The 26,846-nt window shown below is 47.7% G+C and carries 30 protein-coding genes, 1 tRNA gene and 2 pseudogenes; 9 read left to right on the forward strand and 24 right to left on the reverse strand.

Features of this window, described 5'->3' with window-relative positions:
• Nucleotides 1–19: 19 nt before the first annotated feature.
• The 5 genes and pseudogenes from rplI to AC3G2T_RS08370 form a co-directional block, all read right to left on the reverse strand.
• Complete coding sequence (gene rplI / locus AC3G2T_RS08350) at nucleotides 20–466, reverse strand: 50S ribosomal protein L9 (protein ID WP_474682322.1); 447 nt, start codon at nucleotides 464–466, stop codon at nucleotides 20–22.
• Nucleotides 463–2,424 (reverse strand): DHH family phosphoesterase, encoded by a 1,962-nt coding sequence (locus AC3G2T_RS08355; RefSeq protein ID WP_474682321.1) that lies wholly within the window; start codon nucleotides 2,422–2,424, stop codon nucleotides 463–465. The genes rplI and AC3G2T_RS08355 overlap by 4 nt, the downstream gene beginning before the upstream one ends.
• Nucleotides 2,425–2,442: 18 nt before the next feature.
• Nucleotides 2,443–3,357: a DUF2232 domain-containing protein gene (locus AC3G2T_RS08360; protein WP_474682320.1), complete on the reverse strand. Its 915-nt coding sequence runs from the start codon at nucleotides 3,355–3,357 to the stop codon at nucleotides 2,443–2,445.
• A gap of 6 nt (nucleotides 3,358–3,363) precedes the next feature.
• Nucleotides 3,364–3,444 (reverse strand): annotated as a pseudogene (locus AC3G2T_RS08365) (MazG-like family protein); the annotation flags it as partial.
• Between the two features lie 278 nt (nucleotides 3,445–3,722).
• Nucleotides 3,723–4,310, reverse strand: coding sequence for an NAD(P)H-dependent oxidoreductase (locus tag AC3G2T_RS08370; RefSeq protein WP_488435142.1), 588 nt, complete (start codon nucleotides 4,308–4,310; stop codon nucleotides 3,723–3,725).
• Between the two features lie 121 nt (nucleotides 4,311–4,431).
• Between AC3G2T_RS08370 and AC3G2T_RS08375 the strand changes: the two genes are divergently transcribed.
• On the forward strand, nucleotides 4,432–4,866 hold the full coding sequence (locus tag AC3G2T_RS08375; RefSeq protein WP_474682318.1) for a MarR family winged helix-turn-helix transcriptional regulator: 435 nt from the start codon (nucleotides 4,432–4,434) through the stop codon (nucleotides 4,864–4,866).
• A gap of 141 nt (nucleotides 4,867–5,007) precedes the next feature.
• Nucleotides 5,008–5,990: pseudogene (locus AC3G2T_RS08380) on the forward strand (FecCD family ABC transporter permease).
• Between the two features lie 792 nt (nucleotides 5,991–6,782).
• On the opposite strand, the gene AC3G2T_RS08385 reads toward AC3G2T_RS08380, so the two are convergent.
• Nucleotides 6,783–7,655, reverse strand: coding sequence for a TIGR02452 family protein (locus AC3G2T_RS08385; protein WP_488435143.1), 873 nt, complete (start codon nucleotides 7,653–7,655; stop codon nucleotides 6,783–6,785).
• A 283-nt stretch (nucleotides 7,656–7,938) separates the two neighbouring features.
• Entirely contained in the window at nucleotides 7,939–8,277 is a 339-nt protein-coding gene (locus AC3G2T_RS08390) for a cupin domain-containing protein (protein ID WP_488435144.1), read from the reverse strand.
• A 116-nt stretch (nucleotides 8,278–8,393) separates the two neighbouring features.
• Here AC3G2T_RS08390 and AC3G2T_RS08395 point away from each other — a divergent pair, with 116 nt between their 5' ends.
• Nucleotides 8,394–8,522, forward strand: coding sequence for a hypothetical protein (locus AC3G2T_RS08395; RefSeq protein ID WP_488435145.1), 129 nt, complete (start codon nucleotides 8,394–8,396; stop codon nucleotides 8,520–8,522).
• On the opposite strand, the gene AC3G2T_RS08400 is transcribed toward AC3G2T_RS08395, so the two are convergent.
• Entirely contained in the window at nucleotides 8,519–8,881 is a 363-nt protein-coding gene (locus tag AC3G2T_RS08400; protein WP_474682309.1) for a winged helix-turn-helix transcriptional regulator, read from the reverse strand. The two genes, AC3G2T_RS08395 and AC3G2T_RS08400, sit on opposite strands and share 4 nt — an antisense overlap.
• Before the next feature lie 138 nt (nucleotides 8,882–9,019).
• Between AC3G2T_RS08400 and AC3G2T_RS08405 the strand changes: the two genes are divergently transcribed.
• Both AC3G2T_RS08405 and AC3G2T_RS08410 read left to right on the forward strand, forming a co-directional pair.
• Nucleotides 9,020–10,249, forward strand: a complete 1,230-nt coding sequence (locus AC3G2T_RS08405; protein ID WP_488435146.1) for an MFS transporter — start codon at nucleotides 9,020–9,022, stop codon at nucleotides 10,247–10,249.
• A gap of 20 nt (nucleotides 10,250–10,269) precedes the next feature.
• The gene (locus AC3G2T_RS08410) at nucleotides 10,270–11,112 is read left to right on the forward strand and encodes an aldo/keto reductase (protein ID WP_488435147.1); all 843 of its coding nucleotides are present in this window, start codon (nucleotides 10,270–10,272) and stop codon (nucleotides 11,110–11,112) included.
• 117 nt (nucleotides 11,113–11,229) lie between these two features.
• Here the strand turns inward: AC3G2T_RS08410 and rpsR are convergent, their stop codons facing one another.
• Genes rpsR through rpsF form a run of 3 tightly spaced genes read right to left on the reverse strand, consistent with a single transcriptional unit; the run spans nucleotide 11,230 to nucleotide 12,347 of the window.
• Entirely contained in the window at nucleotides 11,230–11,514 is a 285-nt protein-coding gene (gene rpsR, locus AC3G2T_RS08415) for a 30S ribosomal protein S18 (RefSeq protein ID WP_188176009.1), read from the reverse strand.
• A 21-nt stretch (nucleotides 11,515–11,535) separates the two neighbouring features.
• Nucleotides 11,536–12,024: a single-stranded DNA-binding protein gene (ssb, locus tag AC3G2T_RS08420; protein WP_474682306.1), complete on the reverse strand. Its 489-nt coding sequence runs from the start codon at nucleotides 12,022–12,024 to the stop codon at nucleotides 11,536–11,538.
• A gap of 35 nt (nucleotides 12,025–12,059) precedes the next feature.
• Nucleotides 12,060–12,347: a 30S ribosomal protein S6 gene (gene rpsF, locus AC3G2T_RS08425; protein ID WP_474682305.1), complete on the reverse strand. Its 288-nt coding sequence runs from the start codon at nucleotides 12,345–12,347 to the stop codon at nucleotides 12,060–12,062.
• 228 nt (nucleotides 12,348–12,575) lie between these two features.
• Between rpsF and AC3G2T_RS08430 the strand changes: the two genes are divergently transcribed.
• Both AC3G2T_RS08430 and AC3G2T_RS08435 read left to right on the forward strand, forming a co-directional pair.
• Entirely contained in the window at nucleotides 12,576–12,764 is a 189-nt protein-coding gene (locus AC3G2T_RS08430) for a YjzC family protein (RefSeq protein ID WP_474682304.1), read from the forward strand.
• Between the two features lie 28 nt (nucleotides 12,765–12,792).
• The gene (locus AC3G2T_RS08435; protein ID WP_474682303.1) at nucleotides 12,793–13,056 is read left to right on the forward strand and encodes a hypothetical protein; all 264 of its coding nucleotides are present in this window, start codon (nucleotides 12,793–12,795) and stop codon (nucleotides 13,054–13,056) included.
• Nucleotides 13,057–13,104: 48 nt separating this feature from the next.
• Here the strand turns inward: AC3G2T_RS08435 and AC3G2T_RS08440 are convergent, their stop codons facing one another.
• Nucleotides 13,105–13,524 carry a hypothetical protein gene (locus tag AC3G2T_RS08440; RefSeq protein ID WP_488435148.1) on the reverse strand — a complete coding sequence of 140 codons (420 nt, stop codon included), beginning with the start codon at nucleotides 13,522–13,524 and terminating at the stop codon, nucleotides 13,105–13,107.
• A gap of 353 nt (nucleotides 13,525–13,877) precedes the next feature.
• Here AC3G2T_RS08440 and AC3G2T_RS08445 point away from each other — a divergent pair, with 353 nt between their 5' ends.
• Nucleotides 13,878–15,593 (forward strand): methyl-accepting chemotaxis protein, encoded by a 1,716-nt coding sequence (locus AC3G2T_RS08445; protein WP_488435149.1) that lies wholly within the window; start codon nucleotides 13,878–13,880, stop codon nucleotides 15,591–15,593.
• Between the two features lie 378 nt (nucleotides 15,594–15,971).
• Here AC3G2T_RS08445 and AC3G2T_RS08450 read toward each other — a convergent pair.
• The 4 genes from AC3G2T_RS08450 to AC3G2T_RS08465 form a co-directional block, all read right to left on the reverse strand.
• Nucleotides 15,972–16,059, reverse strand: a tRNA-Ser gene (locus tag AC3G2T_RS08450).
• Between the two features lie 82 nt (nucleotides 16,060–16,141).
• On the reverse strand, nucleotides 16,142–16,366 hold the full coding sequence (locus tag AC3G2T_RS08455; protein ID WP_474682300.1) for a DUF951 domain-containing protein: 225 nt from the start codon (nucleotides 16,364–16,366) through the stop codon (nucleotides 16,142–16,144).
• Nucleotides 16,367–16,368: 2 nt separating this feature from the next.
• Nucleotides 16,369–17,241 (reverse strand): mechanosensitive ion channel family protein, encoded by an 873-nt coding sequence (locus AC3G2T_RS08460; RefSeq protein ID WP_474682299.1) that lies wholly within the window; start codon nucleotides 17,239–17,241, stop codon nucleotides 16,369–16,371.
• A gap of 18 nt (nucleotides 17,242–17,259) precedes the next feature.
• On the reverse strand, nucleotides 17,260–17,496 hold the full coding sequence (locus AC3G2T_RS08465) for a putative Se/S carrier protein (protein WP_474682548.1): 237 nt from the start codon (nucleotides 17,494–17,496) through the stop codon (nucleotides 17,260–17,262).
• Nucleotides 17,497–17,594: 98 nt separating this feature from the next.
• Between AC3G2T_RS08465 and yyaC the strand changes: the two genes are divergently transcribed.
• Nucleotides 17,595–18,215 carry a spore protease YyaC gene (gene yyaC / locus AC3G2T_RS08470; RefSeq protein ID WP_474682298.1) on the forward strand — a complete coding sequence of 207 codons (621 nt, stop codon included), beginning with the start codon at nucleotides 17,595–17,597 and terminating at the stop codon, nucleotides 18,213–18,215.
• On the opposite strand, the gene AC3G2T_RS08475 is transcribed toward yyaC, so the two are convergent.
• The 8 genes from AC3G2T_RS08475 to mnmE all read right to left on the reverse strand — a co-directional run bounded on the left by AC3G2T_RS08475 (nucleotide 18,190) and on the right by mnmE (nucleotide 26,840).
• On the reverse strand, nucleotides 18,190–18,681 hold the full coding sequence (locus AC3G2T_RS08475) for a DUF4446 family protein (RefSeq protein WP_474682297.1): 492 nt from the start codon (nucleotides 18,679–18,681) through the stop codon (nucleotides 18,190–18,192). The two genes, yyaC and AC3G2T_RS08475, sit on opposite strands and share 26 nt — an antisense overlap.
• Before the next feature lie 20 nt (nucleotides 18,682–18,701).
• The gene (locus tag AC3G2T_RS08480) at nucleotides 18,702–19,859 is read right to left on the reverse strand and encodes an aminotransferase class V-fold PLP-dependent enzyme (RefSeq protein WP_488435150.1); all 1,158 of its coding nucleotides are present in this window, start codon (nucleotides 19,857–19,859) and stop codon (nucleotides 18,702–18,704) included.
• An 82-nt stretch (nucleotides 19,860–19,941) separates the two neighbouring features.
• Entirely contained in the window at nucleotides 19,942–20,814 is an 873-nt protein-coding gene (locus tag AC3G2T_RS08485; RefSeq protein ID WP_474682295.1) for a ParB/RepB/Spo0J family partition protein, read from the reverse strand.
• Complete coding sequence (locus AC3G2T_RS08490; RefSeq protein WP_474682294.1) at nucleotides 20,811–21,569, reverse strand: ParA family protein; 759 nt, start codon at nucleotides 21,567–21,569, stop codon at nucleotides 20,811–20,813. Before AC3G2T_RS08490 ends, AC3G2T_RS08485 begins: the two co-directional genes overlap by 4 nt.
• Before the next feature lie 230 nt (nucleotides 21,570–21,799).
• On the reverse strand, nucleotides 21,800–22,615 hold the full coding sequence (gene noc / locus AC3G2T_RS08495; protein WP_474682293.1) for a nucleoid occlusion protein: 816 nt from the start codon (nucleotides 22,613–22,615) through the stop codon (nucleotides 21,800–21,802).
• Nucleotides 22,616–22,785: 170 nt separating this feature from the next.
• Nucleotides 22,786–23,514: a 16S rRNA (guanine(527)-N(7))-methyltransferase RsmG gene (gene rsmG / locus AC3G2T_RS08500; protein WP_488435151.1), complete on the reverse strand. Its 729-nt coding sequence runs from the start codon at nucleotides 23,512–23,514 to the stop codon at nucleotides 22,786–22,788.
• Between the two features lie 3 nt (nucleotides 23,515–23,517).
• The gene (mnmG, locus tag AC3G2T_RS08505) at nucleotides 23,518–25,407 is read right to left on the reverse strand and encodes a tRNA uridine-5-carboxymethylaminomethyl(34) synthesis enzyme MnmG (protein WP_488435152.1); all 1,890 of its coding nucleotides are present in this window, start codon (nucleotides 25,405–25,407) and stop codon (nucleotides 23,518–23,520) included.
• 56 nt (nucleotides 25,408–25,463) lie between these two features.
• Nucleotides 25,464–26,840 (reverse strand): tRNA uridine-5-carboxymethylaminomethyl(34) synthesis GTPase MnmE, encoded by a 1,377-nt coding sequence (gene mnmE / locus AC3G2T_RS08510; RefSeq protein WP_488435165.1) that lies wholly within the window; start codon nucleotides 26,838–26,840, stop codon nucleotides 25,464–25,466.
• Nucleotides 26,841–26,846: the final 6 nt, after the last annotated feature.

Raw genomic sequence — 26,846 nt, forward strand, 5'->3', positions numbered from 1 at the left:
TCAGGTGCTGCTTGACCGCTTACTGCTCTTCCGTTACCTGTACGCTCAGCGTAGCGGTTACTTCGCTGTGCAGCTTTACGGGAACTTTCGTAACGCCCAGTGTCCGAATCGGATCGTCAAGCACGATTTTGCGCTTGTCGATGGCGATTTTATGCTTTTCGAGCGCCTCTGCGATTTGCTTGCTTGTAATCGCGCCGAACAGGCGTCCGCCCTCGCCGGCTTTCGCCTTGATTTGCACTGTCATTTCGTCCAGCTTCGCGCCAAGCTCCTGCGCGTCCGCTTTTTCCTGATCCTTGCGGCGCTGCTCCGCTTTTTTCTGATTGTCCAGCTGCTTGACCGCGCCTTGCGTAGCCGGCGCCGCCAATCCTTGGGCGATCAAGAAGTTATTTGCGTATCCTTCCGAAACTTCCTTGATCTCACCTTTTTTTCCTTGACCTTTCACGTCTTTCAACAATACGACCTTCATTCGAAAAGTCCCTCCTCTTCTTCCATATCATGAAGTACTTGCTTGAGCCGTTTCGTCGCTTCCTCCAAGGTGCACTCGATCTGGGTCGCGGCATTCGTCAAATGCCCGCCGCCGCCGAGCCGCTCCATCACGACCTGGACGTTCATCTGGCCCAGCGACCGCGCGCTGATGCCGATGAGACCGTCCGGCCGCTCGCTGATAACGAAGGAAGCCATAATATTCGTCATATTCAACAATGTATCAGCAACCTGCGCAATCATCAACTGAGAATATTTACGTTTGGGCTCGGCGATCGCCAAAGCGATATGCTCGTAAATGATTTCCGTATGCTTGATGATCTCCGCTTTATCGATGTACGAATCGAGGTCTTCCTTGAGCAGCTGTTGAATCAGGCCGGAATCGGCTCCATTCCGGCGCAAATACGAAGCCGCCTCGAACGTTCTCGCCCCGGTGCGCAGGCTGAAGCTTTTCGTATCGACGACGATCCCCGCCAGCAGTACGGTAGCCTCAAGCACTTCCATCGTCAGTTTGTCATGAATGTATTGCAGCAGCTCCGTCACCAGCTCACAGGTGGAGGAAGCGTACGGCTCCATATACACGAGCGTCGCATCTTGAATGAACTCCTCGCTGCGGCGGTGGTGATCGACGACCACGACCCTGTGGGTCAGCTGCAGCAGCTTCGGCTCGGCAACCATCGATGCCTTGTGCGTGTCCACCACTACGGCCAGCGTGCGATGCGTCGTGATCTGCATCGCCTGCTCCGGCGTAATGAACCAGCGGTTCAGACGCTCGTCCGCGGAGATCGTTTCCATCAGCCGTTGGATTGACGGATTGTTGCCTTCCAGCACGATATAGCCTTCCTTGCCGATAACCTGAACCGCCTTGAGCACCCCTACGGCCGCGCCGATCGAATCCATGTCGGGAAAGCGGTGCCCCATAATAATCACTTTATCGCTTTCTTTCATCAAATCGCGAAGCGCATGGGAAATGACCCTGGCCCGCACGCGGGTCCGCTTCTCGACGGCGTTCGTCCGGCCACCGTAGAAGGACAGGCGCTGTCCCATTTTGACCGTAACCTGATCTCCGCCGCGGCCGAGCGACATGTCCAGGCTCATCTGTGCCATTTGGCCGAGCTCGATCAAGTGCTCCGCGCCGGAGGCAATCCCCATGCTCAACGTAAGCGGCAGCTTGTTCTCGATAGTCAAATCCCGAACATCGTCCAAAATCTCAAAACGCGTCTGCTCCAGATTACGCAGCCCTCTTTGATCCATAAGAATCAGAAAACGGTCGGAGGCGGTACGACGCAGATACAGGCTGCTTTTTTGCGCCCATTCCGTAATTTCGCCGGTGACCTTGGCAAGCATGATGCTTCGCGTCTGGTCGTCCATGCCTTGCGTCGCTTCATCCAGATTGTCCAGCATGACGATCCCGATGGCGATTTTCTCGTCCTCGTATTTTTTGACAAGGTTGGCATGTTCGGTAATTTCGCGCCAAAAGAGCAGCCGCTCCTCCGGACGAATCAGCACTTGATAAACGTTCTTCCCTACCGTCAGTTCGATCCTGTCGCTTTTGTCCTTCCTGTTCTTCAAATCCGGGAACAGCTCGAATATCGACTCTCCGATAACGGATTCCTGGTCCAGCATTTTCGCCACAAAAGAATTGTGCCATTCGATGCGCTTGTCTTCATTATATAAAATGACGCCTATCGGAAGGCCGCCCATGACTTCGTTGCCGGCTTTCTTCACCCGGTACGTAATCGTTCCTACATAAGCGTTCAAGTCTCTGCGAAACGCCGTTTCCGCTTGCAGCGTAAAGTAAGCCAGCACGCCGCAGACGATGAACGAAACGACACCCAGCATCCACTGATACGCAAATACGATCGTAGTCAGCACCAGCAGCAGAACGAAAATCCATACGATGTGAAGACCATGCCACCGCTTTAAAAGGAATTTCGGCATTCGTCCTATCTCCTAATCCTATAAATTTTTCTTAAACTGTTCTCGGATTGGAAACGCAACATCAAATACCCCTAATAAGCTATATACAAATAAAAGCGGAGACATGAAACAAACCAGCACAATGACCGCGATCGGCGTGAAAAACCTCCATTTTTTTACGTGCGCGATGAAAAATAAAAAACCCAGCGCCTGCAGGGCGAACGCCAGCACGAGAAGCGGCAGCAAATTCATCAGCAACGTGGCGATAAGCGAGTTCGAAGTCGGACTCACGAACAAATCCATCACAAAAGCAAGCAGGTAGATCCATACGAACGATCTCGGCAGCATTCTCTCCCGCAGCGGGCGCAGCCCCGGAATCGCCTCTCCTGTTTTGTTCAGCAGCAGCCGGCTCAAACCGTGCGTCAAAAATGCATAAAACAAAGCAAACAAAATCAAATCAAGCGGGATCACCTGAACCATCAGATTGACGTACCAATCCTGGTCTTTGGGGAGCATTCCCCGGAAAGCCGGCGGCATGGTAGTCACATATTCGGCCATCATTTGCTTGAACTTGGCAATGGGATTCATCCCGAAGGCGTAAGTGATGACCAGGCTCAAAAGCCCTTCGGCCAGCAGCGTGACCGTCCCCGCCGTCAGCACCGTTCGCGCCGCCGCTTTGCGCTTGTACAAGCTGCCCATAACCAGGACCGGCGGCAGGAAGAACAGGGATACCGATATGAGAAACAGCCCATGCCAGCCGGATAGCAAATACACGACGAGCAAACTTGCCGCATACGCGAGAACGAACTGCCTGGTGCTTAATTTCACGTACAGCATCACGACGGGAATCATAAGAAAACTAATCGTAAAAATAATAAAAGGAGTCATTAATGACAACAGGAACAGGACTGTTACCGCACTCCATAGCAGACCCTGCCAACTTCGCTTTCCCAACCGGGATCACCTCTTACGTAAATGTTCTTCCAAGGATGAGATGTCCCCATACCAATCTTCAAGCTGGTGACCCTCTTGCCGATGCTTTTACATTTTTTCTATGATGTACTCCATTATATCACAAATTGCGGCAAGTACAGAAAATCCCCCGGACCATCCGGTCACAGCGGGTCGGAGCTCTCTCCCCTCGGAATATTCTTCTCCTTCATATCCTACCACATTCGCCCCCGGCTGATGAATTTCTAACTAAAAAGCGGACTATGAGCCGCAGTCAACGACGGAAAAGCCCGGTCGATGACCGGGCAAACGATTCGCGTCAATGGCGGTTTTGTCAAAACCGTGGGGAAAACATTCGCAGGCTTCTTTTATCTGGCTACCGTCTTGAAATAGCGATAAATTTTATTTAATTTCTCAGCATGCTTTCCTTTCGGACTTTCCATACTTCCAAACTCGAAAAACTTCACGTTCTTCATACCCACGTATTGAAACAGAGCCCTCTTCATTAATACTTTGTGAGCGTTATTTAACCAGAACAACGGATAATGGGCGGGCCCTTGCATCGTGGAAATGCAAACGACCGACTTCCCTTTCAAAAGCCCCTCCGGCAAAAGCCCGCCCTTCTCTTTGTAGGCGAAGCCCGAAGCGAACATTTGATCGATGTACCCGAGCAGCATCGCGGGAGGCCGCCCCCACCAGATCGGATACACAAATACAATTTTGTCGGCCCAAATGATTTGTTCCCGGTACTTGGCCAGATTGGGGTCGGCGTGCATATCCCTTCTGCGTTTGTGCTCGTTGAAAACAAGCACCGGGTTAAATCCCTCCTCATATAAATCCAGCACTTTTACTTGTTCTATATTAGGATTCTCGCTGCTCCCCTGAATGACTTTTTGCAAAAATGCATAGTTCAGGCTTTGATGATTAGGATGCGTATAAATAACGAGCGTTTTCATCGAACCACCTCTTTAGTTATCATTTGATAAGTAAATCGTAGCACACTTGTTTTTTAGTTGTCAAATGATAATTGTTTTTTGATAATTATTTTGTTATCGTGTCAAGTAAGAGGTGATCCCTGTGGACCAAAAAGCTTTTTTTCATAAATTTGTAGCTTTTACGACAGCCGTTCATCAAGTGACATATGAGATGACAAAAGATGTTAAATCCGACGCCATTACCCCCGTTCAGTATAGTATTCTCGAATATATTGCGGTCAGCCAGCCCGTTACGCTCAGTCAAATCAGCGATTGCATGCAAATGTCCATGCCGAATACGAGCCGCGAGCTGAAAAAATTGAGCGAAAAGCATCTGTGCGAAAAATTTGCCGATGCCGAAGACCGGCGCAAGCAATATATCCGCCTTTCCGAAGAAGGCGAGGCCCTGATGGGCCAAGCTTTTCAACGGATAGAAGCCCGTTTTTGGCAGCGGATCAAGGATTATTCCGAAGAAGAGCTGAACGAAATCGAGCGTGCTCTGGATGTGCTGCATGCCAAAGTGTTTCATAGCAAGTAATCACTGCGCCGCATGAAGAGACCGGGCTTTACGGCTGAAGAAAGGACTGCAACCGCCATGATCGCCCGTAGGCATTGTGACATCGGCGATTGGCGCGCCGTTCTTTATTTATTTGTCCCGCCGGCAAGGAGGTGCCAGGAAGTGAAAAAAGCTGTCATCCTCCTCCTGGCTTGCCTGGCGATGCTCGGTCTGGTCCTGATCTCCATCAGCGTCGGAGCTGTCCCCGTACCATTGCGCGATGTGGGAAGCGGCCTGCTGGACAGCTCCAGCCCGTCCTATTTCATCGTTCACGAGATTCGACTGCCCAGGGTGATCGTCGGCATTTTGGCAGGATTCGGACTCGCCGTGGCCGGGGCCATCCTGCAAAGCCTGATCCGCAATCCGCTGGCCAGCCCCGATGTTATCGGCATTACGAAGGGAGCCGGATTCGCTGCGGCGGCCGTCATCTTCCTGTTCCCGAAGTCGCCCGTGTACGTGCTTCCGCTTGCCGCGTTTGCCGGGGCTGTCGCCACCTTCTTCGCGCTGCTGGCTTTGAGCCGCAGGCTGTCGCTGTCGGCGTCCGCCCTTGCCCTGACCGGCGTTGCCATCGGCGCTCTGTTTCAGGCGGGCACGCAATATTTGATCGTGACGAATCCGACCAACGTCAACATGGCGCTGCTGTGGCTGTCGGGCAGCTTGTGGAGCCGCGGGTGGGGTCAGGTGCAGTACCTTCTGCCGGCTGCGGCGGTACTGCTTGCTCTTGCTTGGGGAAACTTCGCCAAGCTGAACGTGTTCCAACTCGGCGACGAGATCGGCGCCTCTCTCGGCTTGCGAATAGTGCGCGAGCGCTTTGGGCTGTTCTTGCTCGCGGTGACGCTGGCCGGCGTCTCCGTGTCGGCGGTCGGAGCCATCGGGTTCGTCGGCCTCCTCGCTCCGCATATGGCACGGAGCCTCGTCGGAAGCCGCAATCATGGCTCCTTCCGCTCGCCGCGGCGATCGGGGCGGATCTCATGCTGCTGGGCGATTGTCTCGGCCGGATAATCATCATCCCGCAGGAAGTTCCCGTAGGCATCATGACCGCGATCATCGGCGCCCCTTACTTCATCTACCTGCTGCGCAGGGAACGCAAGCGGCGCACGGCATAAAAGCCGCACCGCGCTCTGGGATATCAGTGCACGATGCGGCTTAGCGATATGGACACGGGCGGCATCCGGGCCCGACACTTTGATTTGCAGTCAATCGCGACCAAAAAAACGCGCTATTCTTTGCAAAAGCAGGCTGCAGAACGTTCTCCGCAGCCTGCCCAGAAACCCACGCACCAGACTTAGTCGCACAATCTGCCTGGTTGCTCGAAAAAACCTGCAAAAATACATCTTTTTGCTCGTTAATGTGCTAGCAACGAAAAATTCCTGCAATTGTACAGGCTTTTCGCCGCGAACATGAGCTTAGGTTCACTATCATCAAAAATTCCTGCACTTTCGCAGGCTTTTCATCAAAATGAACCATTTCCAGGGAAAAAACCTGCACTTTCGCAGGTTTTCCCCTCTTAGTCTGCCTAGCGCCCCCACTTCAGCTTCACACCCCGTGCAGGAGCGAATATGGTTAGGGTTAGGGTTAGGGTTAGGGTTAGGGTTAGGGTTAGGGCTTCGCCCCCTCCAGTTCCTCTACCCGTTGCTCTATCAACAATCTGATTCTGCGATTAATAGAAATGCGCTTCTACAATGTACGTAATCGAGTCTCCGTCGCCCTTTGCCAACGTCTGGATTTTATGCAGCATACCAGGATTTATCGCGCAATTGTTCAGCTGTAGGAGCAAGCTGAAGTACGTGACCTAACAATGCGATAACGCGACAAACACCTTGAATGAAATCCACTACATCATCAGGTTCTGGAACAACCCCCGATTGTTCCAAGAATCAAATTATTACGAATCAAATTCATAAAATCTCTCTCTTGAATAGGTTAAAGGTTCTCTTTTCATTGGACTTATCCAAAACCGCAAAAACAATATGATCAAATAATGTCCCATAACCTTCATCGACCAGTACATGCTTAAACATTCCGGCAACATCGCTAGGGTTATTTTTAAAAACGCCGCATCCAAAAGCTCCTAGGATTAGTGCTTTCGCTCTATGGTTGGCCGCCACAGAAAGGATATACCGTATTCTCTCGAGCATGATGGGTCCGATCATCTTCACTTGCTGCGGTTCCCGCTCCCGTACAACTCCAGCATTAACTGCCGGTGCTGCAATCATAGAAACAAGATATGGGCTATTCAGCAGTTTTCCATCGTCGTCTCGGAACACGGGAACGTTAGGGGAATAAACCATATAATCCGAATAGAGACACGTTTTCAGATTCCGGTTATAGCTGTACATCTCATCCATTTGTGAGATGCAGGGGTACAATGCGGAGGATCGCGCCAGACTTTCTTCCTGAGCTTGACTACCTCCGAGGAACCCCCCGCCAGGGTTCTTCGCGGAAGCAAAATTAAGACACAACGTGTTTTGCATTCCTTCCATCTGCACGAGTCTCTTCGCGGCGGCTAAAGTGGATTCATCCGTCACTTCGATCTTTGGAAGTGCTCTCCGTTCATGTTCTATTCTTGATGCCGCCCCTTGCCTAATTTCCTGCAATCCGTGAGGCGTATATAGCTTCGAGTTTCGAATGGCTGCCTCTACTTCATGTTTGATCGAGATTTCGTTCCCATCTGCGTCAAGATAGAAGCCTTTATCTAATATGTCTAACGTTGATTTGGCGATTTGCGATCTAATTTCTCTATTATTATCTGTCCGGTATAACTTTTCCATATTCAATCTGCCCTCACTTAGTTAATTGTTCTCCCAACTAGGGTTAAAGCGATAAAGTTCTGGGAGCGATGCCCGGCATCCTTACCATCTGTTATATTTAATTTGTTATTATCATCTTGTTAATATCTAATTGTTATTATATATCATTCAATTTCCCTGTCAATACGTGGAAACGGAAAAGCCCGATTTCTCGAGCTTTTTAAGAGAGGTATTTATCTTGCAGCATTCCACGCTCGGTTTGGTCAACCCTTATAGGAACTTCTGGAGATGAAACCAGAAACCTCTACAGCTCCGTACGATCACCTTTGGTTGAAGGTGTGGATATCACAATAAATTCGTTATCCACATGTGAATCATTTCGGATTTGATGCGGCGTACCGAGGTTTATCGTGCAGCCGTCATGCTTCTGCAGCTTTATCTCCTGCCCATCTATCCACATCACCGCTTCGCCACTGAGCATGAAAAAGAATTGTTTAGCCTTGTGATGCACATGCTTCTTTTCGCTTGTTCCTGCCGGCATCCGCTCCTGAATAATAGTGCGTTCCGCATCCTGCTCCAGGAACCATCCATCGCAAGCTTCTCCCCAGATGTAGTGGTCCGCATTGGCTTTGTTTACTTTCATTCCAATCGCTCCCTTTTATGAAATCCAAATCCCGATCAAGAAAAACGTCTCTAATTGATAGAAAAAAGGTCGTAAATTGATCATACGGGGATAAGCAGATAGAGGATGTGAATCTATTGGAAGTATATCTCTATAAAGAGATTTGGCGATGCCAGAGAGAAGAATTTGGCATGGCAATCGATTTTCTTGATGAAATCGCCTTAAATCATAATGCCTTTATCTTTGCAGCTATGTCCGCTGGCTAGTGGTTTAACACGTTATCTTCCAAGACAGTAAACTTATCTCCGTACTCTTTAATAATATGCTGTTCTCCCCAAGCGCATAAAGAATCCAATATCGGTTTCAAGCCCCACCCGTATTCGCTGAGCTCATATTCCACTTTTGGAGGGACCTGATTGTAGCTAATTCGATTCACGATACCGTCCTCCTCCAGTTCTCTCAATTGCTGTGTCAGCATTTTTTGAGTGATCGCGGGCATAAGTCGTTTCAAGTCGCTCGTCCTTTTTTTTCCATGAGTTAAATGGCAAAGAATAACGCATTTCCATTTTCCACCAATCACTTCCAGCGTTGCTTCTACTGATATGTTGAATTTTTTATTTGTCACTGATTTTTGCCTCCAATTGTTCTACAGGTACTTGTAGGTACCTATATTACTTTAAAGTACGTACTATTCATTTTCATCCTAATCATTGATAATAACATTTACCGGCCGGATTTTACAATACCAGTAGGAGTGGAAGGAATGGTACTAGAGAAAAATCGAAGCACCTTGGCACTGTTGGCGTTAGCCGTTAGCGCTTTTGCGATTGGTACAACCGAGTTTATCAGTGTAGGGCTGCTGCCTCTTATTGCTGAGGACCTGAACATATCTATTACAACAAGTGGGTTAACCGTTACTTTATATGCTTTGGGAGTAACTTTTGGGGCACCCGTTTTAACGTCTTTGACCGCCGGCGTCCCGCGCAAATCATTGCTGTTGTGGATTATGGTTGTTTTCATTGCCGGCAATGCCCTTGCCGCGGCTGCGAATGGAATCGTTGTACTGCTGGCTGCGCGCGTTATCTCGGCGTTGGCGCACGGTGTATTCATGTCGATTGGTTCCACCATCGCGGCCGATCTCGTGCCGGAAGACCGCAGAGCCAGCGCTATATCTACTATGTTCTCCGGTCTTACAGTTGCGACGGTTACCGGAGTGCCTTTGGGGACCTTGATCGGCCAACAAATGGGTTGGCGGGCTGCTTTTATCGCCATTGCTGCAGTCGGCATCCTGGCTTTCATAGCCAACATGGTTCTTATTTCTGCCAATTTGCGCAAAGGCACGCAAACGCCGCTTCGCGACCAGCTCAAACTTGTCACTAACGGACGATTGCTGCTCGCTTTCTCCATTACTGCTTTCGGTTATGGCGGTACGTTTGTCGTCTTTACTTATTTATCCCCTCTACTTCACGACGTATCCGGTTTTAGCGAAAAAACGGCGGCCATCATCCTTTTTCTGTACGGAATAGCCATTGCCATCGGCAATGTAATCGGAGGCAAGGCTGCCAACAGCAAGCCTGTAACTGCTTTGTTTTATATGTTTGTTATACAGTCCGTTGTGCTTTTCCTGTTGGCGTTTACTGCGCCGTTCAAAATTGCCGGTTTAATCACCATTTTCCTGATGGGCATGTTCGCATTTATGAATGTACCCGGTCTGCAAATATACGTGGTATTGCTGGCGGAACGGTTTGCGCCGAAGGCGAAAGATGTGGCCTCTGCCGTCAATATTGCCGCTTTCAACGCGGGTATTGCAATCGGGGCCTTCTTGGGCGGTGAAGTTACGGATACGATGGGACTGATTCACACAACGTGGGTAGGAGCATTGATGGTTTTGGGAGCCGTATTCCTGACAGGCTGGGCCAGAGTTTTGGAAAAGAAAAGCATGAGCGAAACACCCGGACAATCAATCGAAAGCGGCTCAATGAAATCATGTTAAGAACAGGAGGCTTCCTTATTATGGCGAAACATTTAGAGGATACAGTAACGTTATACAACGGTGTAAAAATGCCCTGGCTCGGCCTTGGCGTGTTTAAAGTCGACGAAGGGCCCGCACTGGTACAAGCCGTAACTTCCGCCGTCAAGCATGGTTATCGCAGTATCGATACCGCCGCCATTTACGAGAATGAAAGAAGCGTCGGGGAAGGAATCCGCGCAGCCTTACAAGAGACAAATATCCCCAGAGATAGCCTCTTCGTAACTTCAAAAGTATGGAACGCCGATTTGGGGTACGAATCGACCTTGGCAGCTTATGAAGCAAGTTTGGAGAAGCTTGGTTTGGCTTATCTCGACCTATTCCTTATTCATTGGCCTGTAAAAGGCAAATATAAAGAAGCATGGAGAGCTTTGGAGGAGCTGTATCGGAAAGGACGCGTCAGAGCCATAGGTGTAAGCAACTTTCAAATCCATCACCTTGAAGACCTGATGAGCGGCGCCGAAATTAAACCGGCGGTGAACCAGGTTGAGTATCACCCTCTTTTGACTCAAAAGGAGCTGCTCCGCTACAGCAAGGAGCAAGGTATTCAGTTGGAGGCTTGGTCTCCACTGATGCAAGGCGGGCTGTTAAACAATCCGGTGCTAATGAAGATCGCCGCAAAGTATGAAAAATCGGTTGCTCAAATCATTTTGCGTTGGGACTTGCAGCATGGTGTTATAACCATACCGAAATCTACAAAAGAGCATCGTATTATCGAAAATTCCGCTGTTTTCGATTTCGAGTTAGCCCAGGCAGATATGGACCGCATCGATGGATTGAATCAAAATGCACGGGTGGGTCCGGACCCGGACAACTTTGATTTTTAGTCAACCGACCAAAAGGCGCTATTCCTTGAACAAAAAACAAGCTGCGGAGAACGTTCTCCACAGCCTGCCTCATTGTACCAAAAAACAGCCGGTTTCCCGGCTGTTTTTGTCGTAAGCTTATTCCGTTGTGTAAGGAAGCAAAGCGATTGTACGAGCACGTTTGATCGCGATCGTCAAAGCGCGTTGATACTTCGCGGAAGTACCGGTTACACGGCGAGGAAGAATTTTTCCACGCTCGGAGATGAACTTTTTGAGAGTCTCGATATCTTTATAGTCAATGTGCTTGATTTTGTTAACTGTGAAGTAACAAACTTTACGGCGTTTGCCTTTACCGCCTTTGCCGCGAGGAGCAAATTTGCGATCGCCGCGGTCTTCACCGCCATCGTTTCTTTTGAAACTCATTCGTCTTCAGTCCTTTCTACTTTAGAATGGCAAATCATCATCGGAAATGTCGATCGGCTTTCCGTCATCGATAAAAGGATCCTGCTGTTCGCGCGACCCACCGTACCGGTTGCTGCCACCACCGCCGCCGCCACTAAAGCCTGCATTCGGACCTGCTGCACCCTCTTCACGATTGCCGCCGCCAGCGTTGCTGGATTCCAGAAACCGCACGTTATCGGCAACAACCTCGGTTACGTACACTTTCTTGCCCTCGTTGTTGTCGTAGTTGCGAATCTGAATACGGCCCTCCACTGCTGCAAGGCGTCCTTTACGCAAATAATTCGCGCACGTCTCGGCCAACTGCCTCCACGTCACGATATTGATAAAGTCGGCTTCCCGCTCTCTCGTCTGCGAATTCGTGAAAGGGCGGTCTACAGCCAGTGTAAATTGGGTAACGGCTACTCCGGCTGGAGTATAGCGAAGCTCCGGATCTCTGGTCAACCTGCCGATTAGAATGACACGATTCAACATGGTCAATCCCCCCTGACGAAAATACTGGCATAAACTTAGGCTACGTCGTTAACGATTAAGTGACGAATAATTTCGTCCGTAATCTTAAATACGCGATCGAGTTCCGCTACAACTGCAGGTTCTGCGTTGAAATGTACAAGCACGTAGTGCCCGTCACGGAACTTGTTGATCTCATACGCAAGACGGCGTTTACCCATCAGGTCATGCTTGGTAATTTCGCCACCACCGTTGGTGATGATGCCTTGGAACTTCTCTACAGTAGCTTGAACTTGTTCTTGTTCAATGTCTGTACGAATGATGTACATCACTTCATATTTGCGCATGTATGTCACCTCCTTTTGGACTAAGCGGCTCCAAATCCGGCTGTAAAAGCTCATTGGAGCAAGGAGCGAGAATTCTTATTCAAAACTCGCACCTAAATACTATAGCAAATTCGCCAACTTATTACAAGCTTTTCATTCAGGATGAAGCTGGCAGTTCAGAATGCACATGATTTTACCTCCCAAGGGTAATCTAAGTGCGAGTGACATATGAAAAGAGAGGTGAGCACAATGGGTGAATGGACACATTACAACCCGGGAGACCATGCGCCAAACGACGGGCAATACATCGAAATTGGCGAAAATGCTTTTCACATGGGCGTGAATAATCCGAAAATCGTTACCTTAAAAAAAGGCGATCCTTTTCCCGAGACAAGCAATCACAACCGAAAATGGAAACGCAAAGATATGAAGCAATAAACTCGCGATAAGCAAGGAGAATAGCGCCATGAGATTCTATACCTGGCTTTTTACTTTCATCGGTGCCGCCTTATGTCTGGTTCATTATTTGTTCCATGACTACGATAGCGTCTACATGATTTTTTATGCCTTGAGCATACCGGCGTGGTTCGCCCCTGTCGTTTCGAATATTTATGACATATCCGTGGCCGGAATGCTCTTGATCTACGCGCTTACGATCGTCTCATGGGGAGTTATAGGCTACGTCATCGACCGCCTTGCCACCGGCTACCGCCGTAAAAGCAAATATTAACGAAAACGCCACTACCTTGCAGCGACAGCAGGATGGTGGCGTTTCATTTTACTTCTTATATACTTTTTTCTCGGATATTTTGCCGTCGCTGCCGTAAATGACCTGAGCGTAATGACCTGGCTCGTCCGTTATGGCGAACTCATACGTTTTCTTGCCGTTCTCCTCTTTGACAAGTTTGCCGCCGGAGCCCGCCGTTTTAGCCAAATCATCATAGATGCTGGTTAAGCTGATAGCGTCAAACTGTTTTCTCGTAATGCCCGGTGGCGGCGCCTCGTTCTGGCCACCGGCAGCCGTGCCCCCGCCGGCGCTTGGAGTTGCTGTCGCTGTGCCGCCTGTGGCAGCGGGAGCGCTCGCGGAAGGCTGGCCGGTCGGCGTAACGCCTGGGCTGGGCGTGCCTCCCCCTCCCTTTTTCGAACATCCTGATGCCGCAAGCAGCACCGCTAATGTGACGAATAGTACTATCCTCATATTCCCAATCCTCCTTAAACCGATCATGCCCCTATTTTGCTTATCTGCGGCCCATTTTATTCCAAGTGGATAATAACAGAAGCCTGCCGAAACCACCCCACGCCTTATAGAGTCGCCTATCAGATTTCGGGTCACATTTTCTGCTCTGTTTCACGTGGAACCTATGTATGTCTTTCTTACGACCTTATCGGGCTGCGGATTGCACCGCGGAAATATTGGGATTATCGCCAGGTACCGTCATATCTATCAAATCGGAAATTATACCCAATTATTATTTGTCGAATTTTGTAGGAGTGTACATATTTTTTATCGAATTTATTTGGCGAATAAAAACTCGGAGAGGAAGATAATTAATGAAATTTACAATCGGTAAAAAAATGTTTAGCGGGTTTTTACTGGTTCTTATCCTGATGTGTATTATTGGTACCATAAGTATTGTCAATATGACAACTATGGGAAACAAAGCGAAATACGTTCAAACAGGCTGGATGCCATCAGTTAAGACCATTGCCGACATGCAAGCTAATTTGATAAATATTGATCGTCTGTCAGTGCGGCTGGTAGTGGAAACAGACGGTAAGAAAATGGATCAAATTCAAGAGCAAATCAACCAGTCAATGAATAACTTAAAGAAAGACGAAGAAAGTTATACCTCGGGTGGTATGATATCAGGGCCGGAAGAACAAGCCTTCTATGACAGCTACCTAAAAAATAAAAATATGTACTTTGCCGATCTCCCTGAACTCTGGAAACTCGGAAGAGCTAACGATAACGAAAAAGCAAGCGCTCTTGCTCTAAAGATGGCTGACAGCTATCAACAAATGCTGAATGCTTTAAAACAAGATATCGACTTTAATGCGAACGGGTCAGACAAATCGATGAACGAAACTGTACAAGCTTATACAACAGGAAAACAGACCATCCTGATTGTAAGCATAATCGCGATCATTTTGGGAATGACTATCGCATATGTTTTTGGCAGAATGATTTCCAGACCTATACTGGCGATTGTGAGGGATGCCAAACGCATAGCGGAAGGCGATTTGACTACAGACGAGATTCGAGTGAAAAATCGGGACGAAATTGGCGATTTGGCTGCCGCTTTTAATCAGATGGTAGGAAATCTGCGTACCTTGATTCACCAAGTCAGCTTTAAAGCGGAAGAGGTGTCCGCTGCCGCCGAGGAATTGTCCGCCAACTCCGAACAAATCGGCAAAGCTTTCGAGCAGGTTGCTTTCTCGGTAAAAGAAGTGGCTGCCGGTTCCGAAAAACAGGCGCGGAGTGTGGATGAAAGCGCCATATCAGTTAAACAGATGTCTATCGGGGCGCAGCAAATTGCAATTAACTCAGAAAATGTAACAACTGTTACAACTCGAGCTTTTCAACTGACAGTAGAAGGCGATCAGGCAATCCAAACAGCCGTCCATCAGATGGGCTTGATTAACCGTACAGTCAATGGACTTTCAAATGTCGTGAAGGGGCTAGGGACACGTTCGCAAGAGATTGAACAAATCGTTGGAGTAATCAAAGGCATCGCGACACAAATCAATTTGCTCGCTTTGAACGCTGCGATTGAGGCCGCAAGAGCCGGAGAGCATGGACGTGGATTTGCTGTTGTCGCAAGTGAAGTGCGTAAACTGGCTGAGCAATCCTCTCATTCTACGGAGCATATCGTTCAGTTAGTGGCCGCCATCCAAGAAGAAATCATTCAAACAACTGAGTCCATGGAAGTAAGTACGCAAGAAGTGGCGACTGGAATTAACGTAGTAAACGAGGCTGGAAAATCATTTGAGCAAATTCAAAGCTCCACGGGCGAAGTTTCCATACAGATTCAGGAGGTTTCGGCGGCTTCTCAGCAAATGTCCGCCAGTACGGAACAAATGGTGCATTCTATAGACTTCATATCAGGCATAACGAAAACTTCGTCATCCGAAATGCAAAACATATCCGCAGTTATGCAAGAACAATTAGCTTCCGTGGAAGAAATCAGCGCATCTGCATCCTCGCTCTCTCAAATGTCGGAAGAATTACATACGCTCATTGGTAAATTCAAGCTGAAAACGGCTTAACGATTAGTTGACCCCATGATTTGGAAGTCGCTCGAATTATTCCAACGTCAAGGGGTCGCACTCAAGGTGCTGAAAAGGAATAGATTGACGTAATAATCTCAGGCTGTCGAGAAATTCTCGACAGCCTGTTTCCTTATATCAGCGTCCCTGACACCAAGGGCAATTGTATGGACATAAGGCCCGAAATTAGCGCCTTATGATCGTTGATGGCTAGTTATGTCGATCAAGCTCTAAAACGGCCTAATTCCCGGGCTAGAGCCGTTCATTGCTTCCTAAAATCCCCCTCCCTCCTCCGTCAACAAAAAAACCTTCTACGCATGATTTGCGTAGAAGGTTTAACGAAGGTGTAAACTTTCATACACCTAGCTTTTTACAGTACGGAAAGAGTGGGATTCGAACCCACGCACGCCTCGCGACGCCTAGCTGATTTCGAGTCAGCCCCCTTGGGCCTCTTGGGTACCTTTCCACAAAAGCGAGAACAGGATTTATTGTAACAAAAAAATCACGCTCTCGCAAGTACTTTTTTCAAATCAAATTTCACAAATTTATCAACTGCTTGAATCGTCCTTCGTCTCGCCTTCCGCCGCAGATCGCAGCACCTTTTTCAGCTTGCTTTCGAACTTCGTTCTTGGCACCAGGACGCTGTGCTTGCAGCCTACGCATTTAATGCGGATATCCATCCCCATGCGGATAATCTCCATCTCATTCGTGCCGCACGGATGCGGCTTTTTCATCTGCACGATGTCTCCGAGCTGATATTGCTTTTTTTCCATAGTTATTCCGCCGCCTTCTCCGATCTTAAATACGTAACCATCTTCGGATACGGGATCTCGATTCCATTGGCATCCAGCTGCTTTTTGATTTCCGCATTCATCAATCGGGCTACTACCGGATGCGTATTCGGCCTGCATTCGGCAATGATACGCAATTTCAATTCCGTATTAGCGATCATTTGTACGCCCAGCACTTCCGGTTCTTTCACAATATCTTCCGATTGTTGATGGATCTTTTGGACCGTTTCTTTCAAAATCTCAACTGCCCTGTCGATATCTGATTCATAGGAAATGGCCACATCGACGACAGCTAACGAATTGTACATGGAAAAGTTCGTGACTTGCTTAATATTCCCGTTCGGAATGATATGAACCTCGCCGGTCCAGCTTTTGAGCCGGGTGACTCTGATGCCGATCTCCTCTACAGTCCCTTTGAACTGGTCGATCTGGATAACATCCCCCACCCCGAATTGATCTTCAAAAATAATAAAAAATCCCGTTATAACATCCTTCACCAAACTTTGCGCGCCGAACCCGATAGCAAGACCCAGGACGCCGGCCCCGGCCAGCAAAGGCCCCAAATTCACTCCTACTTGCCCTAGTATCAAGAGCAAAGCTATGAAATTAATCGTATAGGAAATTAAATTGTGTATGAGCTTGCCGATTGTGGTCGTCCTTCTGAGGTCAAATTTCAGCGGAGATTTCTCCCGCGCCTTCATCATATGCGAGATCGCTTTATCCGCGATTTTGACGACGATTCTCGCTGCGATGTAGATCAGCACAATTTTGACAACGATCCAAAATGCATTCTCGATCCATTCGGGTTTGCTGACCATATCCCTCAACCATTGAATGAATCCTGACGTTAAGGTCATTTATTGCCCCTCCCAGCTTCATTCCATGGTAACATATTTATCGTTCTTTTTAAAATAAATCCCCCGTATTTCTACCTTTTCCGAAACTATGATTTCTTTGACTCGCGGCAAAGATTCGCCCGGAAATTCAATAGATAACGCACAACCTGCCGTTACCTCCTTCGGCGTCGGCCGTATATCTATCTCTATCTCGGCATACTCTAGCAGCATCTCCGCCCTGAGCGCTTGCTGCGTAGAATCAAAGGCAAGCAGCATAACCGATGCATCCAAGGATATTCCCCCTTTACCTACGTATAAATTAGACTATCTCTCCATATACTAGTAAAAATAAGTCCAAGACTTGGAGGGATCCTATGAAGTTTCAATTTGGCTTTGAAGGTTCAAAAGATAAAGCGCTAGAACCTATAAAAATCCAGCATACCGACGCCGATACCCCTGCCCTTCTTTCCAAACATTTTCAAACGATTTTCAGCGGTTTGCCGGCCTATCAGCCTATCGTTATTATTTGTGTCGGAACGGACCGTTCCACCGGCGACTGCTTGGGGCCGCTCGTCGGTTCCCATCTGAGCAAAAGAGGGCTCCGTCCTCTCCATCTATTTGGCACTATTGACGAACCTGTGCATGCAATGAATTTGTCCGAAACCGTCGAGCGGATTCACAAACAGTTTCAGAACCCTTTCATCGTAGCAGTCGATGCATGCCTCGGGCAAGTATCCAGCGTCGGATGCATTCAGGTTGCTGACGGACCGCTTAAACCGGGCGCAGGAGTCAACAAGGACCTGCCTCCGGTCGGCGATATTCATGTTACCGGTATCGTTAATGTCGGCGGCTTTATGGAATATTTCGTGCTGCAGAACACACGCCTTAGCCTGGTCATGAATATGGCAAATGTCATTGGCGATGCTCTTTCTGCCGCTCTGCGCCGCGTTCAGCCTTACACGCCTTCTCCTACTGCTGTTTTAAAGTTTGACTAATGGCCTCTTTTTCCTCAGGGCTTAACGTATAGGCGGATTGCCCTCTCTGCAGCGGTTTGGCATACAAATAAGTTTGCTCCCGGCTATGAATACCTGTGATGATGACGCCGTCCTGATATTCGTTCAAAATGGCGATCGTAAAGCTCATATCGCTTCCGCCTTCCGCAAAAGCGTTGTACCGATGAATGCCTACTTTCGATTTCATGGTTTTCAATGTTTCCAGAATAGCTTCAACTTTGGCTGAAGTCGTTGTCGATTCGGCCTTTTGATCGTTCAATTTATGTTGCAGCTCGACCAGCAGGTCTTCCATATTTTCCGCCTTCGAACCGTTCATCATGAGCAGATATTGTTTTCTAAGCGCGGACAATTTCGTCCATAATACGATCAAGAGTACGAATAAAATAATGAGCAATGCGGCGATAATGACAAAAAACAGTCCACCTTGAATTCCAAACAAATCTCCCACGAAAATATCCCTCTTTCTGCTTATGCGTACTGCGAGCCGATCTCTTTTACAGCGTCGATAAGTGCTTCCACTTCCTCGTCCTTTGTAAAATACCCGATACTCGCCCGTACTGCTCCTGTTGCTAATGTTCCTGCTGCTTCATGCGCTAACGGCGAACAATGATAACCTGCCCGAACCGCAATTTGAAATGATTGATCCAGTATAAAAGCAACTTCGGAGGAGTCCGCCCCTTGAACATTAAAGGATACGATTCCTGTTTTATTTTGCCCCATTGCAGGTCCCAGAATCGTTACTCCTTTAATTCCCATCAGCCCCTCCATCAATTTCTGAGTCTGCCGCCACTCTTTTTCGTGTATCTTTTCTACCGTTTCCGAGAGTACAAATTTGACGCCTTCATTCAGCCCCGCAATTCCGACCGTATTTTGCGTACCTGCTTCATAGCGGTCGGGTCTAACCGTTGGCTGGGAGATGGATTCCGATTGACTGCCTGTCCCCCCATACATGAGAGGCTCAATATCCAATTCGGGATGGATGTATAACCCCCCTGTTCCCTGGGGCCCCAGAAGCCCTTTATGGCCCGGAAAAGCCAACATGTCGATTCCCATATTCTCCACATGAATAGGGAGCACTCCGGCGCTCTGAGCGGCGTCTACGAGCGTCCTGACTCCTCTCTTCCGGCACATCTCTCCGATCTCTGCAACAGGCATAATCGAGCCGAGCAGATTTGAGCTATGATTGACGACTACAAGTGAAGTGTTCGATTGAAACGCATTCTCCAAATGCTCCAGCCGCAAATCCCCTGCTTCATCGTTTTTTAAATATGTAAGTTCAATTCCGAGCTTTTCCTTCAAATGTTCAAGCGGTCTTCTAACGGAATTATGTTCGATGCTGGTGCAGATTACATGATCCCCTGCGCGTACAAAACCATTAATCGCCTGATTCAATGAATGAGTCGTATTCAAGGCAAATGAAATATCATTCGGATTTTTGATGCCGAACAACCTCGCCAAATTTCTCCGTGTTTCAAACAAAACCCTGCTTGCCTGCACAGCCATTCGATGACTGCCTCTTCCGGGATTTGCCGCGAACTCGTGCATACATGTCGTCATCGCTTCTAATACGGCCGGCGGCTTGGGCCACGAAGAAGCTGCTTGATCAAAATAGATGACTTCCTTCATCTTTCAATCACCTCACAAATAATAGCATACCTTTAGTTTGTTCTTTCTGCTTGAAAGAAAACCATCGGCATGCTATCTAATTTTAAGAGATTTTGCCTTGAAGCAGTTCCAAAAGACGATTCAGATCATCTTTCGAATAATACAGAAGCTCGATTTTTCCTTTGTCTTGTTGATGCTTGATTTTCACCGTTGTCCGATACAAATCGCGAAGCTGATCTTCCGCCTGATGAATGTATGGGTCTCTTTGTTTGACCTTCTGCTTGTTCTTTTCTTTTTCTTGACCTGCTTGTTCTTCGAGCATTTTGATTGCTTCTTCTAAATCACGAACGCTCCACTGTTTGTTGATTGTCGTTTCCGCCAGTTCTTTTTTTACCTTATCATCTTTGACGCCTACAATCGCTCTTGCATGCCCCATCGATAATGTTCCACGTGAAACATATTGTTTGACTGATTCCGGCAGTTGAAGCAGCCGCAAAAAGTTTGCAATATGAGACCGGCTTTTGCCTACCTTAGCAGAGAGCTCTTCTTGAGTAAGATTGAATTGATCAATGATGCCTTGATACGCAGTGGCGATCTCCAAAGCGTTCAAATCCTCACGCTGGACATTTTCAATCAACGCAATTTCCATGACCTGCTGGTCGGAAAAAGTTCGTTCTACCGCCGGGATGGTCGGAAGCCCGCACATCTGTGAAGCTCTATAGCGCCTCTCACCAGCTATAATCTCAAAACCTTTTAAAACCTTACGAACGATAATCGGTTGGATAACACCGTGTTCTTTAATAGAGTCCGCTAATTCCTTTATGCCATCTTCATTGAAATTTTTTCTGGGTTGATATGGATTCGCTCGAAGTTGGGAGAGAGGAATTTGAATGACCTTATCGTTGTCATCGATATGCAATGATGGCAGCAATGCATCCAAACCTTTACCTAATCCCTTACCTAAGCCTTTGCTCATACAGAGATCACTTCCTTCGCTAGCTCCAAATATACTTCCGCTCCTTTGGAACGAGGATCATAAGTGATAATCGATTGCCCGTGACTCGGCGCCTCACTTAAGCGAACATTTCTTGGAATAATAGTTTGGTACACTTTTTGCTGAAAATACTTCTTTACTTCCTCAATAACTTGAATGCCAAGATTCGTTCTTGCGTCAAACATAGTTAATAGAACGCCTTCTATTTGCAAACCGGTATTCAGATGCTTTTGGACCAAACGAACCGTATTCAAAAGCTGGCTAAGACCCTCAAGCGCATAATATTCACATTGAATTGGGATAATGACTGAATCCGCGGCTGTTAAAGAATTGATCGTTAACAAACCTAGCGAAGGAGGACAATCAATAAGAATGTAGTCATACATATGCTTAACAAGTTGGAGAGACTTCTTAAGCCTTACTTCTCTGGAGATCGTAGGAACAAGCTCAATTTCCGCACCCGCAAGCTGAATCGTTGCCGGAATGATTTTGAGATTTTCAATATTCGTATCAGCCGTCGCGTCTTTGGGATGAACATCATTGATAAGCACATCGTATATACAATTAACGACATCCGCTTTATTGATGCCAATTCCACTTGTTGTATTTCCCTGCGGATCAATATCAACCAACAGCACTCTCTTGCCCAATGAGGCCAGAGAGGCTCCCAGGTTCACGGAAGTCGTAGTCTTGCCGACCCCGCCCTTCTGGTTCGTTATTGCAATTATTTTAGACAAAACCTGTTCACCTCTATCGCTTATGTTCCAGATGCCAAATACAGAATACTTCTATCTTACCATATCTTCCGAACTTATACCTTATCAATATGAAGCAAAATTTAACGGGTAAAATTAATTATAACAGATTCGGCAAAAGCAACGCCAACTCTGCGCAGTCATAGGGCAAAATCTTTTAAAAGAAACAAAAAAACGGCTTGCGCCGTTTAGTTAAGCACCACAATTTCCCGTTATCGTTTAGGAATTTTAATTATAATTTCGTAATGGTCTTCATGATCTTTTTCAGAAGTATTAATGTTGAGGCCGGAACTCGTTACCATTTCTACGGATTGACGAATTGTATTTAAGGCCAGCCGTACATCTTTCGTAAAAGATACCCGCCGAGACTTCTTCAGTTTCGCAGCTTCTTTCAGAAAGTTAATTTTTGCTTCAGTCTGCTTTACATTCAGCTCTTTAGCAATAATTTCCTCAAGAACTTTGACCTGCATTTCTTCCTGATCAAGAGACAGCAGAGCGCGTGCATGACGTTCGGATATTTTCCGTTCCATTAAAGCTGCTTTTACAGGTTCGCTTAAATGGAGCAGCCGAATTTTGTTTGCAATCGTGGACTGGCTTTTACCAAGACGCTGTGCGAGACTCTCTTGTGTCAAGTCATGCATTTCTATTAATTGCTGGTAAGCAGCAGCTTCCTCAATGGCGGTAAGACCTTCCCTTTGAAGGTTTTCAATTAAAGCAATTGAAGCTGCCTGGGAATCATTGAAATCCCGAACGATTGCCGGGATTGTATCCATACCCAGCTTTTTCACAGCACGGAGGCGCCGTTCACCGGCGATCAGTTCGAACGTATTATTTTTTACCCTGACAACAATAGGCTGAATCACACCGTGCGTGCGGATTGTTTGACATAGTTCGTCTATACGATCATCATCAAAAACCGTCCTCGGCTGGTACGGGCTAGGCGTGATGTTATTGACAGGTATATTCTTTACCTCATCTGTATTCGTTCGATCCGCAAGGCCAAATAGTTTTGATATTTGTTCTTTCATAGGAAAACTTACCACCAACTCTTCCCCGTAATATGACTGCCAGCAGCAGTAGTGCTAAACTGACGTAGGTTGACGAGAAATCTCATGTACTTACTAATTCTCCACAAATGATGAAGTTCCTGCCAATCAAATTATGAACGTTTCAATAATGTTTCACGTGGAACATCATACTAACCCTTAACGAGCGGACTTTTCAAAGGTACTCCCGCTTTTCGGGGATATTTGGCTGGCGTTGCGCCTATTTTCTCGATTTGCACGAAATGGCGGACAGATTGCTCTATCGGAAGCTCCATTCGATCAACCTTGATTAGCTTGCCTTTTAACTCTGACAAACTATATTTCGCTTCGGAAAATTCCTCTTCCACATCGGAACCTTTCATTGCTATAAAAGATCCGCCTTTTTTCACAAAAGGAAGACAAAACTCATTCAGTACGCTCAATCTGGCAACCGCACGAGCCGTCACAAGATCAAAATGATCGCGATAAGGAGCAAGTCTGGCAACATCCTCCGCCCTGCCGTGAACGCACTCCGCATGCTCAAGTCCTAATAGCGTAACGAGTTCCCGTAAAAAAGTAATCCGCTTATTCAGTGAGTCTACGATAGTAACTTGCAGATGCGGAAAAGCTATTTTCAAAGGAATACTCGGAAACCCGGCCCCCGAGCCAATATCGGCAATCGTGGAAACTTGTCCAACAGGAAAATAAAAAGAAAGAGAGAGAGAATCATAAAAATGTTTCATATATACTTGTTCTCTCTCCGTAATTGCAGTTAAGTTCATCTTTTCATTCCACTCGACAAGCGTTTTGTAGTACAGCTCAAACTGATCCAACTGCGCGGAAGTCAAAGCAACGTTATGTTCTTCTAAAAATCGAATAAAGTTTTGTTGAATAGCGTCCATCGATTATCCTCTTGCAGCAACGACTTTGTTATAGTGTTCCAAATAAACAAGCAGAATGGAAATATCCGCAGGTGTAACTCCGGAAATACGCGATGCCTGACCAATCGATACCGGGCGGATTTTCGCCAGCTTTTGCTTCGCTTCCGTAGCGATGCCATGAATTTCACTGTATTCGATGTCGTCCGGGATTTTCTTCTTCTCCATTTTGCGCAGACGATCTACTTGGGCCAACTGCTTCTCGATGTAGCCTGCGTATTTCACCTGGATTTCCACTTGCTCCTTCATTTCATCCGATAGCTCCAGCGGCGACGGCGACATCTGCTCAATGTGACGATACTCCACTTCCGGCCGGCGAAGCAATGAAAGCACATCAACCGCATTGTTCAAAACTACGCTGTTCAGGCTTTCCAAAATCGCTTGAACATGCGGTTCAGGCCTTACCTTCGACGTTTTCAAACGCCCGATTTCTTGCTCCACCAAGTCTTTTTTATGCAAAAAGGCTGTGTAGCGTTCGTCCGAGATCAGCCCGATCTCATGGCCGATTGGAGTCAGACGCAAGTCAGCATTGTCATGGCGAAGCAGCAGACGGTATTCGGCCCGGGAAGTCAGCAGACGGTAAGGCTCGCTTGTTCCTTTCGTCACCAAATCATCGATCAATACGCCGATGTAACCTTCCGAACGGTCGAGAATAACGGCATCCTTCTCCTGCACTTTACGCGCTGCGTTAATGCCAGCCATGATTCCCTGGCCCGCCGCCTCTTCATATCCGGAAGTCCCGTTAATTTGACCTGCCGTAAACAAACCGCTCACAAGCTTCGTTTCCAAAGACGGCTTCAGTTGTGTAGGAACTACCGCATCATACTCGATCGCGTAGCCCGTTCTCATCATTTCGACTTTCTCAAGCCCGGGGATCGAACGCAGAATGCCAAGCTGAACATCCTCCGGCATGCTGGTAGAAAGGCCTTGCACATAATACTCAGATGTATTTCTGCCTTCCGGCTCCAAGAAAATTTGATGCTTCGGCTTATCGCTAAAGCGAACTATTTTATCCTCAATCGAAGGGCAATAGCGCGGGCCGGTTCCTTCGATTGCACCGGAGAACATTGGCGCGCGGTGAAGGTTATCATTAATGATCTTATGTGTGTCTTCTGAAGTGTACGTCAACCAGCAAGGAATCTGCTCGCCTGCACCCTCCTTCGTTTCATAGGAGAAAAATTTCGGTTCCGCGTCGCCCGGCTGAATTTCGGTTTTATCAAAATCGATGGAATCTTTATGAACGCGCGGCGGAGTTCCCGTTTTGAAGCGCACCAAGTCAAAGCCTAGCTTGCGCAGCGACTCGGACAGTTTTACAGAAGGCTGCTGGTTGTTAGGGCCGCTCTCATACATCAATTCCCCGATGATCACTTTCCCCCGCAGATAAGTTCCGGTTGTAAGAACTACCGCCTTGGCGTAATATTCCGCGCCGGTTTTTGTAATAACCCCTTTGCACACGCCGTCTTCAACGATAAGTTCTTCGGCCATACCTTGACGCAGCGTCAAGTTGTCCGTCGCCTCGATCGTTTCTTTCATCTTATGCTGGTACAAAAACTTATCGGCTTGAGCACGGAGCGCATGAACAGCCGGCCCTTTGCCCGTATTCAACATTCTCATTTGAATGTAGGTTTTATCGATGTTTCTGCCCATTTCTCCGCCGAGCGCATCAATCTCCCGAACAACGTGGCCCTTTGCAGGACCACCAATGGATGGGTTGCAGGGCATAAAAGCAACCATATCCAAATTAATCGTAAGCAGCAGCGTATTGCAGCCCATTCGAGCGGAAGCAAGCGCGGCTTCGCATCCGGCGTGTCCGGCTCCGATCACAATAACTTCATAATCACCAGCATGATATCCCATGGGGTTATGTCCCTCCCTCTTTTGTGAAAACGAATTATGAAAATAGCCTGATTTTATTATTTTCCCAAACAAAACTGCGTAAAAATCTGATCGATCAAAGATTCCCCGACCGAATCGCCGATAATTTCGCCTAACTGTTCCCAAGACGCGCGAATATCGATTTGAATCATATCGATCGGCACGTACTGCTCGTTAGCGTCAAGCGCATCCTGCAAGGAACTTTTCGCCTGTTTCAACAGCGCAATATGCCGAACGTTGCTGACATATGTCAAATCGCCTGCTTCCAGCTTCCCTTCAAAGAAAATGGCGGCAATCGCTTTTTCCAAGTCTTCGATTCCCCGGTTCTCGAGCAGCGAAAGCTCCACCACTCGTTCTGCCGGGAAATAGGCATAAACCTGATCCAAGTCAATCTTTCTCGGCAGATCGATTTTATTCAAAATGACAATCGTCTGTTTTTCCGCCAGTTGTTTCATAAGCGCCAGCTCATCCAACTGCAAATCTTCGCTGCTGTTCAGCACCAGCAAAATAAGATCCGCCTCTGCGAGCGCGGTCTTGGAACGCTCCACCCCGATTTGCTCCACAATATCGGTAGTTTCGCGGATCCCCGCCGTATCCAGAAGCTTCAGCGGAATACCGCCCACATTCACAAATTCCTCGATCACATCTCTCGTCGTACCCGGAATGTCCGTAACGATCGCCCGGTTCTCCTGAGCCAGCTCGTTAAGCAGCGACGATTTTCCAACATTCGGCCTACCGACAATAGCTGTTTCAATACCCTCACGCAGAATTTTGCCCTGCTGTGCGGTATGAAGCAGCTTCTCAATCTCGCTCATGACCAGCGTACATTTAGTTTTGATAAAAGCATTCGTCATTTCCTCGACGTCATGCTCCGGATAGTCGATGTTTACTTCTACATGCGCCATCAGTTCAACAAGCTGGTGCCGCAAGAGCTTAATTTGCTTGGACAAATTGCCTTCCACTTGCTTCAAAGCAACTTTGAACGCCCGGTCCGACTTGGCGCGAATCAAATCGATCACTGCTTCCGCCTGCGTTAAATCTATACGACCGTTCAGAAAAGCGCGCTTCGTGAACTCTCCCGGCTCGGCAAGCCGTATTCCTTGCTGCAGCAGCAAGTCGAGCACTTTTTTCACGGCGACAATTCCGCCATGACAGTTAACCTCGACCACATCTTCCATCGTAAACGACCTGGGAGCTCTCATAAGCGTAACGAGAACTTCCTCCAATTTCTCCGCTGTGCCCGGCTCTACGATATGACCGTAATGAACCGTATGGGTTTGCGCTTCCGACAATTTCGTCTTCGAACGAAAGATCTTTTCCACGAACGGGACAGCATCTTCGCCGCTTACGCGAATCACCGAAATACCGCCTTCCCCAAGCGGAGTAGAAATAGCGGCAATCGTATCTTTCAACATCATCAT

It is taken from the genome of Paenibacillus sp. sgz302191 (genome assembly GCF_057749925.1).